At 56.5% G+C, this 14,861-nt stretch carries 9 protein-coding genes and 2 pseudogenes; 2 read left to right on the forward strand and 9 right to left on the reverse strand.

Going from position 1 to position 14,861, the window contains the following annotated elements; all coding sequences use genetic code 11:
* The first annotated feature begins 17 nt into the window (after nt 1-17).
* Nucleotides 18-217, forward strand: a pseudogene (locus O146_RS13160) (hypothetical protein).
* Nucleotides 218-1,047: 830 nt separating this feature from the next.
* On the opposite strand, the pseudogene narI reads toward O146_RS13160, so the two are convergent.
* The 5 genes and pseudogenes from narI to O146_RS0107870 all read right to left on the reverse strand — a co-directional run bounded on the left by narI (nt 1,048) and on the right by O146_RS0107870 (nt 9,403).
* Nucleotides 1,048-1,828 (reverse strand): annotated as a pseudogene (gene narI / locus O146_RS11535) (respiratory nitrate reductase subunit gamma).
* A 24-nt stretch (nt 1,829-1,852) separates the two neighbouring features.
* Nucleotides 1,853-2,686: a nitrate reductase molybdenum cofactor assembly chaperone gene (gene narJ, locus O146_RS0107855; protein ID WP_018120625.1), complete on the reverse strand. Its 834-nt coding sequence runs from the start codon at nt 2,684-2,686 to the stop codon at nt 1,853-1,855.
* A 27-nt stretch (nt 2,687-2,713) separates the two neighbouring features.
* Nucleotides 2,714-4,306, reverse strand: coding sequence for a nitrate reductase subunit beta (gene narH / locus O146_RS0107860; protein ID WP_027018131.1), 1,593 nt, complete (start codon nt 4,304-4,306; stop codon nt 2,714-2,716).
* Nucleotides 4,306-8,040 (reverse strand): nitrate reductase subunit alpha, encoded by a 3,735-nt coding sequence (locus tag O146_RS0107865; protein ID WP_021353336.1) that lies wholly within the window; start codon nt 8,038-8,040, stop codon nt 4,306-4,308. Before O146_RS0107865 ends, narH begins: the two co-directional genes overlap by 1 nt.
* 37 nt (nt 8,041-8,077) lie before the next feature.
* Nucleotides 8,078-9,403: an MFS transporter gene (locus O146_RS0107870; RefSeq protein ID WP_027018132.1), complete on the reverse strand. Its 1,326-nt coding sequence runs from the start codon at nt 9,401-9,403 to the stop codon at nt 8,078-8,080.
* Between the two features lie 228 nt (nt 9,404-9,631).
* Between O146_RS0107870 and O146_RS0107875 the strand changes: the two genes are divergently transcribed.
* The gene (locus tag O146_RS0107875) at nt 9,632-10,111 is read left to right on the forward strand and encodes a molybdopterin-binding protein (protein ID WP_023018687.1); all 480 of its coding nucleotides are present in this window, start codon (nt 9,632-9,634) and stop codon (nt 10,109-10,111) included.
* Between the two features lie 36 nt (nt 10,112-10,147).
* On the opposite strand, the gene O146_RS0107880 is transcribed toward O146_RS0107875, so the two are convergent.
* From O146_RS0107880 to O146_RS0107895, 4 genes are all read right to left on the reverse strand, one after another.
* Nucleotides 10,148-11,371, reverse strand: a complete 1,224-nt coding sequence (locus tag O146_RS0107880; RefSeq protein WP_027018133.1) for a Fic family protein — start codon at nt 11,369-11,371, stop codon at nt 10,148-10,150.
* A 302-nt stretch (nt 11,372-11,673) separates the two neighbouring features.
* The gene (locus O146_RS0107885; RefSeq protein ID WP_027018134.1) at nt 11,674-13,137 is read right to left on the reverse strand and encodes a choice-of-anchor M domain-containing protein; all 1,464 of its coding nucleotides are present in this window, start codon (nt 13,135-13,137) and stop codon (nt 11,674-11,676) included.
* A 105-nt stretch (nt 13,138-13,242) separates the two neighbouring features.
* Nucleotides 13,243-14,133, reverse strand: coding sequence for an anchored repeat-type ABC transporter permease subunit (locus O146_RS0107890; RefSeq protein ID WP_021353342.1), 891 nt, complete (start codon nt 14,131-14,133; stop codon nt 13,243-13,245).
* Complete coding sequence (locus tag O146_RS0107895) at nt 14,126-14,860, reverse strand: anchored repeat-type ABC transporter ATP-binding subunit (RefSeq protein WP_027018135.1); 735 nt, start codon at nt 14,858-14,860, stop codon at nt 14,126-14,128. Before O146_RS0107895 ends, O146_RS0107890 begins: the two co-directional genes overlap by 8 nt.
* Between the last annotated feature and the right edge of the window lies 1 nt (nt 14,861).

Below are 14,861 nucleotides of genomic sequence, written 5' to 3' on the forward strand. Positions count from 1 at the left end.
TGAAAATCAGGATTGAAGTGTCCCAGGTTTTGTTCCGTTTGAGTAGATGGGAAAATCTTCGAACATGCCCAAAAAATTTGACCAAGATGCGAAGGACCGTGTGGTCTGTCTCGTGGAAGATCGCATCGTGGCGGAAAATATATCGATCCACCCCGCGTGTCAGGCAGTAGCCCCAAAGCTGGGGGTTTCATGGCACACGGCTCGTCAATGGACTTAAGCCCGCTCGCCGGGATGGCGATGTTACTCGTGCCGAGGAAGACGTGATTGCTGAAAACGCCAGACTACGTCGTGAAAACCAAGAGCTGCGAGATACTAATGAGCTGCTGAAGACTGCATCAAAGCTTGGCGTACCACACCCCGGTCGAGGCTGAAACCGAGTTTTGGGAACAAGATGCGTCTCGGGAAATAATAGAAAATAAGGTAAATGCCTAGGAACAAAACCTAGTACACTTCAATATATTCATTCAGGATATATTCATTACGGTATACACAAACCAGGATCCAAACATGAGAACCGCTGGAAATACCGCACTGAACAGCCCAATTCCCGCTATCCATGGTTTACTCTCTGCAATACCTAGGGCTCCTGCACTGAGTCCGAGAACAAAACACACCGGCCAATGGTATAAATCAGTATCTTGCACAAGAAAGCCACCGATTACAGCCAGAAATAGATTAACGGAGATAAGCCCGATCGCGATTTTCGCCTTGGTTTTTCTCACCTGACCGCCAAATATTCCTGATCCCGAAATGCTTTGAGCTAACTCATATTATCGTTTGTCTACCAATAGACCTAGCGCTTTACCGGGATTTGTAAATACGGGGTGATATTTAGGGCTGGCCTCAATAGACAACCCGTTATCATGCAACCTAAATTGACACTCTTTGAGTTTATGTAGAGGAAAAGACCGAAGTGTGTCTCTAGAGAGAGCAATTTTATGCGCCAACACAAAACCGCCAGCCCTGATGCTCGCAATTGAGCACCGGACTGGCGGCAGTCGCTGCCGTAGCAGCGTATTGCGTCAGATCGCTAGACCCGCGGGAAACCTAAGCACCGTGGCTTGGGGTTTCACCTTCCAACTGCTCGCGGTGCGAACGGATCGGCTCCCAAGCGGTATTGGAACGCATCGGGGTGGTGCGCTCGTCGCGGGAACGGTACAGCACGTACGGGCGGGTGGTGTACCCCACCGGCGCGGAAAAGGCGTGCACCAGGCGGGTAAACGGCCACACGGCAATCAGCGTGAAACCAGCAATGACGTGTACTTTGAACTGCCACGGAGCATTAGCCATGAGCTCCGGCTCAATATTGAAAATCAATAGCTGACGCAACCACGGCGAGATGGTTTCGCGGTAGTCGTATCCGCCGGTACCGGCCAGATCAAACAACTGCAGCGTAAACGTCGCGAAAGAACCGGAAATCAGCGCCGCACCCAACAAAATGTACATGACTTTGTCGGAGGCGGACGTCGACAAGAACACCGAGCGGTTCTTCAAACGACGGTAGAGCAGCCCGGCGAATCCCAGCAACACCGCCAACGCGGCAATGGAACCCGGGATGGTCGCGATCAGGTGGTAGGCGTGATCGTCGATACCGACGGCGCGAGTCCAGGACTTCGGAAAGGCCAGGCCCATCAGGTGGCCGATGATCACGAAGACCATGCCCCCAGTGGAACAGCGGCGACGACAAGCGCAGCAGCTTGGATTCGTAAATCTGCGAGGAGTGGGTGGTCCAGCCGAATTGGTCCGAGCGCCAACGCCAGAAGATACCGACGACAAACGCCACAATCGCTAACCACGGGAACGCGCCCCAGAGGAAGTTATCAAACATGGTGTGGTCCTTAATTAATTTTATTTATACAACGCCCGGCTGTGTGGTCGGGAACGGCAAATCCGCGATGCCGACCATCTCTGCGGGCGGCCCGGTACGGATCAAATCGACGTATTTCTGCGCAGTCTTTGCATCAACCTGCGGCAGCGCCTTGCACAACGCGACGATCAGCGCGACATACGGCGAGCTCACCTGGTTCAGCGCAGCTCGCAACACCTCGATGCCTTCGCGGTGGCTGGCCACCATTTCGACGGCGCGTTCGTGCTCTTCGCCCTCGGTCATTGCCATGGCTTCCAGCACCACGCACAGGTGATCTGGCAACTCGTCGTCCGAAATCTGGAACCCCAAGGCCTCCAGCTGCTCACGGAACGACAAAATCGCCATGCCCCGCTGGCGGGTATCGCCAACGGCGTAATAAGACAAGAACAACGCGCAGCGACGACGCTGATCGAAGGTTTCCACGTAGTGTTCTTCCAGCGCGCGTGGGCCCACACTGCGGGCCCATTCCGCGAAGTTCACGAAGTCTGTGGCAATCGCCAACGGCAGCTGATCTACCTGCTCTTCGACGGCGGCGAGCTTATCGATGATGTCCTCGCCCGGGTAGTTCAGTAACACGGACACCGCCATCGCAGTGATGCGTCGCTGCTCTTCGGTGACCTCCACCGGAGCAATGAACTCGGTGGGCACTTTACCGGTGTGGGCACGCAGGGTTCGCTCGACGTCCTTGGCGCCACCCATGGTGCCGATACCCGCCGGGGTGCCGTAGCCGGCGACGGCGTCGTCGGCAGAAGCAGCGGCGAATTTTGGCTTCGTCGACGGAGTCGTCGGGCGTTTGCGCAGCTTGTCGAAGATACTCAAGGGTTGCTCCTACTTCTTCCCTGTTCCCTATTTTTTCGGAGGGAACATCGAATCGGGGCGGTCACCGCTCCACGACAACAGCGAGACTTTGCCGCCTTGCGCAGCACTGCTGGTGCAGGCTTCCGGTGCGCCCATGCCCAGGTCGTGAAATACGTCCTCGGAGGCCTGTGCCGGATCAACCCCGCCGAATGGGTCCAGGTTAGAAATACCGCGTGGGGTTTCTGGAGAAGCGGTCGGAATGACGTAGCGGTCGTCGTACTTCGCGATGGACAGCAGACGGTACATTTCTTCGATCTGCTTGCCGGTCATGCCGACGGCCTGCGCAATTTCTTCCTGCGGCTCGTTGCCCAGGTTGATATCGCGCATGTAGGAACGCATAGCCACCAGGCGGCGCAGGGATTTCTCCACCGGCACGGTATCGCCCGCGGTGAACAAACCAGCCAGGTAATCCAGCGGGATGCGCATATTCGACAAAGCCGAGAACAAGATCTTGTGATCCTCGCCGTCGTTGCCGGAAGCAGTCACGCTGTCGACGATTGGGGACAGCGGCGGGATGTACCAGACCATAGGCAAGGTGCGGTACTCCGGGTGCAGCGGCAAAGCAACACCGTACTTGAAGATCAGATCATAGATCGGCGACTGCTGAGCAGCATCAATCCAAGAGTGCGGGATGCCTTCTGCTTGCGCGGCACGCACCACCTCTGGGTCGTGCGGATCCAGCATGATCGACTTCTGTGCCTCAAACAGATCCTGCTCGTTTTCGGTGGCAGCAGCTTCGGCGACGCGGTCGGCGTCGTAAAGAATCACGCCCAGGTAGCGCAGACGGCCCACGCAAGTCTCGGAGCAGACCGTCGGCTGGCCGACCTCCAAGCGCGGGTAGCACAAGGTACATTTCTCGGCTTTACCAGTCTTGTGGTTGAAATAAACCTTCTTGTACGGGCAGCCGGACACGCACATGCGCCAACCACGACAACGGTCCTGGTCCACCAGAACGATACCGTCCTCGGTGCGCTTGTACATCGCACCAGATGGGCACGAGGAAACACAGGTCGGGTTCATGCAGTGCTCGCAGATACGCGGCAGGTAGAACATGAACGAATCCTCGATTTCCTTTTTCACCTCGAGGTTCATGTTGTGCAAGATCGGGTCATCGTCCATGGTTGCGGTGGAACCACCCAGGTTATCGTCCCAGTTGGACGACCATTCAATCTTGCTGATGTCGCGGCCGTCGATCTGCGATACCGGCTTCGCGGTCGGCTGCGTTTTCTGCCCAGCCTTCGCACCCATCAGGTCTTCGTACTGGTAAGTCCAAGGCTCGTAGTAGTCCTTGAGTTCCGGCAAGTTCGGGTTGTGGAACAGCGTCGCCAATTTCTTGATGCGTCCACCGGCTTTCGGCTTCAGCTTGCCAGAGTTGGTGCGTTCCCAGCCGCCTTTCCACTTCTCCTGGTCCTCCCATGTGCGTGGGTAACCCAGACCCGGGCGGGTCTCGACGTTATTGAACCAGATGTACTCGGTGCCTTCACGGTTGGTCCATGCCTGCTTACAGGTCACCGAACAAGTGTGGCAGCCAATGCACTTGTCCAGGTTCATGATCATGGAAATTTGGGCCATGACTTTCATTAGTAGGAAACCTCCTGTGAACGGCGACGGACGCGAGTAACCTCATCGCGGTTGTTGCCAGTCGGGCCGATGTAGTTGAAGTGGTAGGTCAGCTGGCCGTAACCGCCAGCGATGTGTACCGGTTTGATGGAAATGCGGGTCAGCGAGTTGTGCGTGCCGCCGCGTCGGCCGGTGTGCTCGTTGATCGGCGTGCCGACGGTGCGTTCCTGGGCGTGGTTACAGATCATCGTGCCCTCCGGGATGCGGTGGGAAACGATGGCACGCGCAGAAACCACACCGTTGCGGTTGTAGACCTCGACCCAGTCGTTGTCCGTAACCCCGATCTTCTCGGCGTCCTTGTTTGACATCCACACGACCTGTCCACCACGCGAGATGGACAAAACATGCAGGTTATCGAAGTACTGCGAGTGGATCGACCACTTGTTGTGCGTCGTCAAGTAACGTAGCGTGACTTCGGCTTCGCCACGGTCGTTGGTCAGTTCCGTGCCCGGCGCGAATTCGCCGTGCATGTGGACGTGATCCAGCGGTGGGCGGAAAATCGGCAGGGTTTCGCCGTAGTCGATGTACCAGTCGTGGTCGATGTAGTACTGCATGCGGCCAGTGACGGTGTGCCATGGTTTCTCGAATTCCACGTTGATGGAAAACGCTGTGTAGCGGCGCTTGTTGCGCTTGTCGGCGGTCCACTCCGGCGAGGTGATGACCTCTTTCGGGCGTTCCTTGATGTCATCCCAGGTGATGCGCACGTCTTCGTCGGCCGCACCCAGTGGGGTGAGGTCTTTACCGGTGCGCGAGGACAGGAACTCGAATCCCTGCTTGGCCAGCTCGCCATTCGACACACCAGACAGGTGCAAGATGGCGTCGATGACCTTGGTGTCCTTGGACAGGTCCACCAGCTCGCCCATGGAGGTCTCCGAAGTACCGCAGATCAGCTCGAGTTCTTTCACCTGCTTTTCCACGTTGAACTTGGTGCCATGCACGCCCGTGCCCGCCTTGGCAGGTAATGGGCCCAGGTGCGTCCACTTCTCGTAGATCTTGGTGTAATCACGCTCGACGACGTGCAGCTTCGGCATGGTCACGCCTGGGATCAGGCCTTGCTCTTCCACGTTCGGCACCACGCCGTTCGGCATACCCAGCTCGTCCGGGCTGTCGTGGTGGCTTGGCTGCGTGACGACGTCGCGCTGCGTGCCCAGCCACTTCGTGGCCTTATCCGACAGGTCGGCGGCGAGATCACGGAAGATCTCGAAGTCCGAACGTGCCTCCCATGGTGGGTTAATGGCAGCGTTGAACGAGTGCAGGTACGGGTGCATATCCGTCGAAGACATGTCGTGCTTTTCGTACCAGGTGGCCGCCGGGAACACCAGGTCCGAGACCAGGGTGGTGGAGGTGTTGCGGAAGTCGGCGGTCATCATCAGATCGAGCTTGCCGACGGGCGCCTCATCGGTCCATTTGATGCTGCGCGGGCGCTCTTCTTCCTTCAGCTCCGGCGCGGTGGCGTCGGAGTCGATGCCCAGCAGGTGGCGCAGGAAGAACTCGGTGCCTTTTGCGGAGGATCCCAGCAGGTTGGTGCGCCAGTTGATGAGAATGCGCGGCCAGTTTTCTTCTGCCGACGGGTTGTCGTAGGAAAACTCCAGGTCGCCCTTCTCCAGCTGCTGGACAACATAGTCGTTGACTTCCATGCCGGCTTCGTCGGCTTCATCCGCCAAAAACAGCGAGTTGCGGTTGAACTGCGGGTAGGCCGGCATCCAGCCACGGCGCATGGCCTCAGCCATGGTGTCGGAGACCATCTTGTCGCCGATGGCGTCGTTGTTAGCCAGTGGCGAGCCCAAGTGCGAAGCCCGCGAGTTGTCGTAGCGGTATTGCTCGGTGGCGAAGTAGTAGAAGCCAGTGGTGATCATGTGACGCGGTGGACGCTGCCAGTCGGCAGACATGGCCCACTGGGTCCAGCCGTTCATCGGACGCAGTTTTTCCTGGCCGACGTAGTGTGCCCAGCCGCCGCCATTGACGCCCTGGGTGCCGCACATGGAGGTCAGCGCCAAGAAGGTGCGGTAGATGTTGTCGGCGTGGAAGTAGTGGTTCACGCCCGCACCCATGATGATCTGCGAGCGGCCTTGCGAATCAGCGGCGTTCTGCGCGAATTCGCGGCCGATGCGGATGGCGGTTTCTGCAGCCACACCAGTCAGGCCTTCTTGCCATGCTGGGGTGCCTACTTCGGTGGCGTCGTGGAAATCTGTTGGCCAGGATCCTGGCAGGTTGAGTTCCTCACGGTTCACGCCATAGTGCGCGAGCATGACGTCGAAGACTGTGGTAACCAGCTTGCCATCAACCTCGCGTACTGGCACGCCGCGGTGTACGACACCAGCACCGATTGGTTTGCCGGTTCCGACGTCTTCTGGGTTGGTGTCCAGGTCAAAACGTGGGAACAGCACCTCTGCGGTGTCGAATTGATCGGTTTCGGCGATGGACATGACCGGGTCGGCATGATCCAGGCCCAGGTTCCACTTCGACGATTCCATATCCCAGCGGTCAGCAACCGTGCCGCCTGGGTCGACGACGCGGCCGTCTTCTTCCATGACCAAGCCACGGTGGGTCGCGTTGGGCGATTCCTTCAGGGTGTCATCACTGACCTGCGAGGCGGTCAAGAACTTACCTGGGGTGTAGGTGCCGTCGTCACGCTTGTCCAGAGCCACCAAGAATGGCGAATCAGTGTATTTCCGCATGTAGTTCAGGAAGTACGGCTCCTGACGATCCACGTGGAAGGTCTTCAGGATGACGTGCCCCATGGCGAACGCCAGCGCGGCGTCGGTGCCTGGCTGAATGCGGGCCCATTCGTCGGCGAACTTCGTGTTATCCGCGAAATCCGGGGAAACCACGACAACCTTGGTGCCCTTGTAGCGGGCTTCCACCATGAAGTGGGCGTCCGGGGTACGGGTGACCGGGATGTTCGAGCCCCACATCATCAGGTAGGACGAGTTGTACCAGTCGCCGGATTCTGGGACGTCGGTTTGGTCGCCGAAAGTTTGCGGCGATGCCGGTGGCAAGTCGGCGTACCAGTCGTAGAAGGACAGGGCGACGCCGCCGATGGACTGCAAGAAGCGCATACCGGCGCCGTAGGACACCTGCGACATGGCCGGGATAACGGTGAAGCCGTTGATGCGGTCTGGGCCGTATTTACGGATGGTGTAGACGTGTGCCGCCGAAGCAATGTCGATGGCCTCTTCGTAAGAAATGCGGATCAAGCCGCCCTTACCGCGCTGCGAAACATAAGCGCGGCGTTTTTCTGGGTCTTCTTGGATCGCGCGCCACGCCAGCACCGAATCGCCGTGCTTTTTCTTTTCCTCACGGAACATGTCGACGAGCACGCCACGGGCGTATGGGTAACGCACACGAGTTGGCGAGTAGGTGTACCAGGAGAACGACGCGCCACGTGGGCAACCGCGGGGCTCATATTCTGGCATGTCGTTGCCGGTGGTTGGGTAATCCACAGCCTGGGATTCCCAGGTGATCACGCCGTCTTTGACGTAGACCTTCCACGAGCAGGAACCAGTGCAGTTCACGCCGTGGGTGGAACGGACCATCTTGTCGAAGGCCCAGCGGTTGCGGTAGAAAACGTCCGCTTGGCGGCCGCCTTTTAAGAACAGCTGTTGGCCGGACTCCGTGGCCTCACCTTTGCGCAGGTAAGCACCGAGCTTAAACAGCGGATTCGGTTTTGGGGAACCGGAAGTAGCAGTAGTCATGGGGGAATGTGCTCCTATTTATCCTGTATACGGCGCTTTATCCTGGGTACGGTGCGTTCGGGCGGGCGTAGAAAATCCAGACCAGCACCGTGGTGATCGAGAAGTACACAACGCAGCCAATGAAGAAGACCGTTGGGGCCAGCATCGAAAGCAGGACACCGACGATGAATGGTCCGAAGGCTGCCGTGGCACCGGTCCAACCGATCACACCACCAGCCTGCCGCTTCGGCAGAATCATCGGCATCTGCTTGAAGGTTCCGGCGTTACCCAAACCAGTGAAGAAGAAGACCACCAGCATCGAACCTAAGAACCACCACATCTGATCCGGGTGGGTAGGTGTTAGGAAGAACGTGGCGACGATAGTGAAGATCGTCATTCCGAGACAGCCGATGAACGTCCAGATGGCACCGCCGAATTTATCGCACAGTGGGCCCCACATTGCGCGAACCAGGGCGCCAATGAGTGGTCCAAGGAAGGCGAAAGTAGCACCGTTCGGCAGATCTTCGAATTGACCAGCAAATTCCGAGCCAGCACCAAAGGTCTGGTTGATCAGCAGTGGCAGCTGGGCTGCAAATCCCGCGAATCCACCGAAAGTCATCATGTAGACAACGGTCAAAATCCAGGTGTTTTTGTTGCCGAAGATGTCGATCTGCTGACGGAAGTTCGCCTCAATCGGAACGTCTTTCAACAGAGTGAACGCCAAGACTGCGCCAACGATGGCCCATGGAACCAGGAAAATCGCTGGGTTGTGCACGAAGATGTTGCCGTCGGCGGTACGCTGCGGTGCGACGAAACCAACACCCAGCAGGGTGAATCCCATCAACCATGGAGCAACCAACTGGATGAACGAAATACCGAAGTTACCGATACCCGCCTGCAGGCCTAGTGCGGTGCCGGACAGGCGCTTCGGGAAGAAGTAACCGGTCGAGGGCATGAATCCGGAGAACACGCCGCCGCCGACACCGGACATAAAGGCAAGAACCAGCAGCCACCAATATGGGGTGGAAGTATCTTGTACAGCGAAGAACCAGCCGAGCATCGGGATGATGAACAGCAGAGAAGAAACCCAAACTAGCTTGCGGGTACCCATGATGGGAGGCATGAACATAAAGAACAAGCGGAATAAACCGCAGGCCAGGCCTGGAATGGAGGTCAGCCAATAAAGCTGAGCAGTGGTCAGGTCGAATCCGATTGCATTAAGCTGTGGAGCAATTGCGGAGACCAGGTACCAAGTGGCAAAACCAATAACGAGAACGAAGGTGGAAATCCACAGTGTTCGCCAGGCTATTTTGGAGTCCCAGTGATCGGATTTTTCCGGATCCCATCCCTGGATGACTTTGCCTGAGGTATCGAGAGTAGTCATTGTATCCTCATTAGTCGTAGGGCCTATGCCCCCAATCTAGTGGTATATGAATCGATCAAGGAAACCCGAAACGGCTAAATTTTTATTAAATTACGACACACAAATCTTGCGTAATTCGCATAGCGAACAATCTTGCAGGTAGGGCACTTAAGGTAGCCCTAAGCTGGGGAAATAACACTCCCTTATGACTTTTATCACCACCCATTTTCAAGAAATTGGAGGCGGAATATGGGTACAAAACTAGCTGCCATCATCGTCAGCTCCGACCGAGTTTTACAAAAAGATAAAACCAATAAATCCGGTGAAATTGCACAAGATTTTATTAAAAATTACGGATTGCAATTGCACTTTTCAAAAGTTGTCACAGAAGGTTACACCCCCGTCGATAACGCCGTACAATCAGCCCTCGTCGCCGGCTGTGAAATCATCGTGATCATTGGCGGCACCGGCATTGGCGCCACCAATTTCACGCCAGAGGTAACGGAAAAATATGTCAGCGCCCGCCTACATGGCCTAGAAACACAAGTGCTGCTGCGTGGTTTAGAAGCTTCACCCAAGGCGGGTCTGTCCCGCGGGATCATCGGCATGACCGAGCACGGCGGCGGGAGCCTAATCATCAACTGCGCCTCGTCGTCAGGCGCGGTCACCGACACGCTGTCCGTAGTGTTTCCACTTTTGCCGGATATTTTTCGGGACTGCACGAACTAAAGCCGACGGTTAGGTTAAGAAACTACGGCCGTCGCATTAGACTTCCTGCAATCCGAGAATCGCGGTCCCGTTCTCTGTCAATTCAAAGGACAATGGTTTCTTAGAAACTTCCCGCACGACGCCCTGGGCGACAAGTTCGCGTGCAACTGGTCGCACAGTATTCCAGTGTTTGCCCATGTATTGCCCAATCTCCTGCAGGTACACCGGCTCATGGGGGCCGAACAGAAACGCCTGCCCAAGAATCGACAAAAACGCCTTCTGGTAATCCGAGAATTCGGCTCCCCCGATCTTGCCTTCCAAGTTAAGAAGCTGCACCCGCTTCTCGTCGAGGGATTCTTCTAGCTCTAATTGAGCATCACCAATGAGGTCGGCGATTGCTTTAACGAAGAATGTGACTTCCCCACGGTTCAGTGACTGCTCGGCCTGCTGGAAGGCGGAATAGTATTTCGCCCGCTGCACTGAAAACTGGTGTGACAAAGACATTGCGGTCGGCGCCGACAGAACATCCAATAGCCGAAACGCCAACAAAAACCGCCCTAGCCTCCCGTTGCCGTCATAAAACGGGTGGGTGTATTCGAACATAAAATGCCCCACTATTGCCTGCACCAAAGAATTCTCGGTGCTAGCTTGGGTGCGCAAAAAAGTATCCATTCTATGCTCGATATCTTCTTCCGCCCCCGGCGCCCGATGAAGCGTTTTCGTTCCATCGAAGATCGTGACTTCCTGCCGACGGAAATGCTTCCCGTCTGGTGCGTCTTCGGCGGCAATTTCGTGCGCAAGTAGCTCATCGTAAAGCTTTCGCAACTGCTGCACGGTTTTCGGGAATTCCATGCGCTCGGAATCTGGCACTAGCAATGATTGGTACAGCCCAGCCATTTCCCGAAATCGTTTGTGGGCTGTAGTAGAGGGCCGTTCCAAAGCAGACGCGATTTCTTTCCTCGTAGAAAAAATCCCTTCAATGGCATTTGTCGCCCGAATTTCAGAGATTAAGATTCCCAGCAAATAGTGCTGTCGCCCAATGCCCGGAAGTGCCGCCCACTTTTCGGAAATTCGCAGTTCAGTGTGCCAGATTCTTTCCAATAGTGCGGCAAGCTCGACGGTCATCATCAGGAATAGCGGGTGCCCTACGACGGTGAAATCCCATTGTAAAGTCGCAGGTGAATCGAGTCTTCGCGCGTGTTCTTTCTCCAACTCCGAATGACCGTGCCGACTCGCATGAAAGACCGTCTTTAATGGCTTATAACCAGTTGTGTTTGCCATGAGTCGGGCCTTCTTCGGGTCGGTGTTACTACTTTAGATCAGCGTCATGTGTTAAATCGGCGTTGTCTTTTCGCTCAGCGTTGTATTTTCACTGAACGCTGTAAGAATATAGACAATAATAGCGCGCTATTTTACAAAAATCGCGGTTTTTGTAAAATAGCGCGCCGCAGGGTGGGTTTAATTTACACCTCTGGTTTAGATCCCTGATTTAGCTCCCAGGTTTAGGCCTCGGGTTTAGACAGGAATCTTTGTGCTCCCACCGGTTACTTCCGGGCCCAGCAAGCTACTCGCCTCCCAACAACTTATTTGTTGCGGGAACGCTGCCACATCACAACATAAATACCGATGCCCAACGCGAAGGCGAATACCCCCAAACCAAGAATCAGGCCGGAGAAGAAGCTCATCGACGACGAGGTCGGCTTGTAGTTCGCGCTCGTGGCACCACGCTGTGCAGCACCATCAGCACTGGCGAATGCATCACCCTGACCATCGACACCTGATAGGTTTGCGCCTTCAGCACCTTCTACCGGAGCTGCTTCCAGGCCCGGAGCTGCCCCGGAACCACCAGCACTTGGTGCCGGGGCTGGAGCCTTGGCAGGAACTATTGCGGCACTCGAACCACCAGTGTTCGCCCCACCACTACGCGGTGCAGGAGCAGGTGCTGGGGCTGCTCCTCCACCAGCGTTCGGTGCAGCCTGAGCTGGCTTCGGTCCCCCACCGGCTGGGGCCGGTTTAGCGTCCCCGTTAGCACCCGGCTGACCTGGTTTCGCTGGAGCTGGTTTATTACCAGCGTTTGGCGCTCCCGGTGCACCCGGCGCGCCTGGCTTCCCGGAAGCATTCGGCTTCGGCGCTTTCTTGTCGTCTTCCTTGGTGAAAGGCGCAACGAGTTTACGCACCGACTTCTCAATGCCCGAGATCGCCTTTTCCGTCTGGCTGATTTCTTTTTCCATCGCGGTTAAGTGGTCACCAAAGGTTTTAGGTTTCCCGCTGGTACCCTTGCTCTTCGAACCAGAATTAGTGCCGGTGCTCGTTGATCCGCGATCAGCACAGTCGTAGTCACCGACCAGGAACATCACGTCCAAGGTCTTAGTTCCGCCGCGTGGCAACTTGAATTCAAATCCCACCTCATACACACCGGCTTTTTCAAACACGAATCCGGTGTGCACGTGCGTGTTATACGGGATCGGCCAGGCGTCGTCCGCATCGTCGGAATCCAGCACAATTTTGTTGCTGCCGAAACCTTCCGGAAGCCAACCAATCATCCGACCAGGGCCCTGCTTCAGGTTCAGGTTCATCGACACTGATTCACCTTCCACCAGGTGGTCGCCCAGATACATCGTGGAAAAACCAAGCCATGGAACGTTGGGTAACTGCGTTTGTGGCAGGTACCAGCCTTCGTCGGGAAGCCCGCTGATGCCCAGAGCATCGAGTTTCACATGCTGGTCATTGGAGACCTCAACTACGCTGCGCCCAGACCCATAGGACAACGACTCGCCGGAGGAATCATCAATCAGTGCAGGTTCTAATCCGTTTCCCGAAAGAACCGTCATGTCCTGGTGGCCGTGCGTGATCTTGTGATCCGGCGTCCAACCTTCCGACGCGGTGCAGATTTCGTGGATTTGCGCGCTTGCCGACGGCGCCAACATTCCAGCGCCCAGGCCAGCCGTCGCCAAGCCGATGGTCAAACCCAAGCTCAAAGATGTCTTCGAGAACCGGCGCGGGCTGCGCGAACGGCGAATACGGTGCACACTGTTCGTGGATTTCATGGTTCCTCCCAAGGAAGTTAGAAATAAAATTTCGTAATTTTTAATTTTTGTGAATTAGCTGACTGGTTTAGCTAGCTGGTTGGCTATTCATGTTGATTAGTCGTTTTAGCTGGCTGTCTGTCTGCTCACCCGCGCTGCTCTGCTGGTCTGCAGGGTTCTTATCGACGGCATCAATGCCCAAACCACCAAGAACCAGACCGAAAGCAGCAGCACGATGCTGGCGCCAGCCGGAAGATCGAATGCCCAGGCAATATAAAGCCCAAAGAAGCTTCCCAGCGCGCCGAAGGTTGCCGAAAGCACCATCATCGTGGTCAAGTTTGCGGTGATCAGGCGGGCGGTGGCCGGTGGCGCGATCAGCAGCGCGAGCACCAGGATGTTACCGACGGTACCCACCGAGATCACTACCGCCGCGGTGACAGCCAGGTAGAGCACGATGTCCATCAGCAGCACCGGAATGTTCATGGCACGCGCGGTTTCGCGGTCCAGGCAGGTCACGTTCAATTGTGGGCCAATGACGACGATCGTCGCCAAGACCAGTACGGATACCGCCAGGGCTAACCACACATCAGTGCTGGAAACACCAGTGAGCGAGCCGAAGAGGAAGCTGCTCAGCGAGGCGGTATACCCTTCGGTTCGGGAGATGATCACCATGCCCACCGCGAAGGAAGCAGCGAAGAAAATACCAATCACGGAATCCTCGCGGACGTTTTGCCGCTGCGAGAACAACGCAATCAGGATCGCAACCACCGCACCGGCCACCGCACCACCCAGCAGTACGGAAACCTGCAGGGCGAACGCGATGGTCAGGCCCGGAAACACAGCATGGGACACCGCATCACCGATAAAGGCCATACCGCGCAACACGACATAGCAGCCAACGACGGCGCAGGTAATCGCAGCAATCACGGAAATCGCCACTGCACGCGCCAGAAAATCCAGCTGTGGGTTCGCGAGATCCATCAGGAACTCCGGAAAGGAAATCACAGAATTAGGCATTAGCCCCCACCCCAATCGCAGAGAGCAGTGGCGAACTCGGCGCAACCGAGAAGGTCTCGGACCAGATCTGCGGGTTCGCGCGGATCTCGTCGGCAGGCCCGTCGGCCATAATCCCCTTGTTAAACAGCACCACGCGGTGGCAGGTGTGCACGGCTTCAGCCAGATTGTGGCTGGACATCACGATGCTCGTGCCCTGTGAACTCAAGTGCTCAAACAACTCCAATAGCCCCTCCGTATTCGGCGCATCCAGCCCCGTGAATGGTTCATCCAAAAACAACACCTCCGGGCGGGTAGCCAAAGCGCGCGCCAACAACACGCGCTGCCGCTGCCCACCGGAAAGCTCCGCAATTGGTCGCTGAGCTAGATCCTGCAAGTTCGTCAGCTCAAGTGCAGCTTCCACTGCATCGTGATCCTCAGCGCCTGGACGACGGAACCAACCGATCAAACCGGTGCGCCCAGAAAGCACAGTTTTGCGAACGTTCCAGGGAAACTCCCAGGCGACGTCGTGCCGCTGCGGCACATAGCCAATCGAAGCATTAACCTGCACATTCCCAGATTTCACCGGGACCAACCCCAAAATGGAACGCATAAACGTGGTTTTTCCTGCACCATTTGGCCCGAGCAGGCCGATGAATTCACCGGAGGCGATCTCGATTGCGGCATCGCTAATTACCTGGCGCCCGCCCAGGAAAACTTGCAGCTTGTCGACGGAAATAAGCGGGTGCATG

Source organism: Corynebacterium pseudodiphtheriticum DSM 44287 (genome assembly GCF_000688415.1).
In the GTDB taxonomy this organism is placed as follows: Bacteria; Actinomycetota; Actinomycetes; order Mycobacteriales; family Mycobacteriaceae; genus Corynebacterium; species Corynebacterium pseudodiphtheriticum.

Excerpts from the sequence above, each read along its gene's own strand:
- narH (WP_027018131.1), bottom strand. The coding sequence starts at position 4,306 with ATGAAAGTCATGGCCCAAATTTCCATGATCATGAACCTGGACAAGTGC.
- O146_RS0107865 (WP_021353336.1), bottom strand. The coding sequence starts at position 8,040 with ATGACTACTGCTACTTCCGGTTCCCCAAAACCGAATCCGCTGTTTAAG.
- O146_RS0107870 (WP_027018132.1), bottom strand. The coding sequence starts at position 9,403 with ATGACTACTCTCGATACCTCAGGCAAAGTCATCCAGGGATGGGATCCG.
- O146_RS0107875 (WP_023018687.1), top strand. The coding sequence starts at position 9,632 with ATGGGTACAAAACTAGCTGCCATCATCGTCAGCTCCGACCGAGTTTTA.
- O146_RS0107880 (WP_027018133.1), bottom strand. The coding sequence starts at position 11,371 with ATGGCAAACACAACTGGTTATAAGCCATTAAAGACGGTCTTTCATGCG.
- O146_RS0107885 (WP_027018134.1), bottom strand. The coding sequence starts at position 13,137 with ATGAAATCCACGAACAGTGTGCACCGTATTCGCCGTTCGCGCAGCCCG.
- O146_RS0107890 (WP_021353342.1), bottom strand. The coding sequence starts at position 14,133 with ATGCCTAATTCTGTGATTTCCTTTCCGGAGTTCCTGATGGATCTCGCG.
- O146_RS0107895 (WP_027018135.1), bottom strand. The coding sequence starts at position 14,860 with ATGCACCCGCTTATTTCCGTCGACAAGCTGCAAGTTTTCCTGGGCGGG.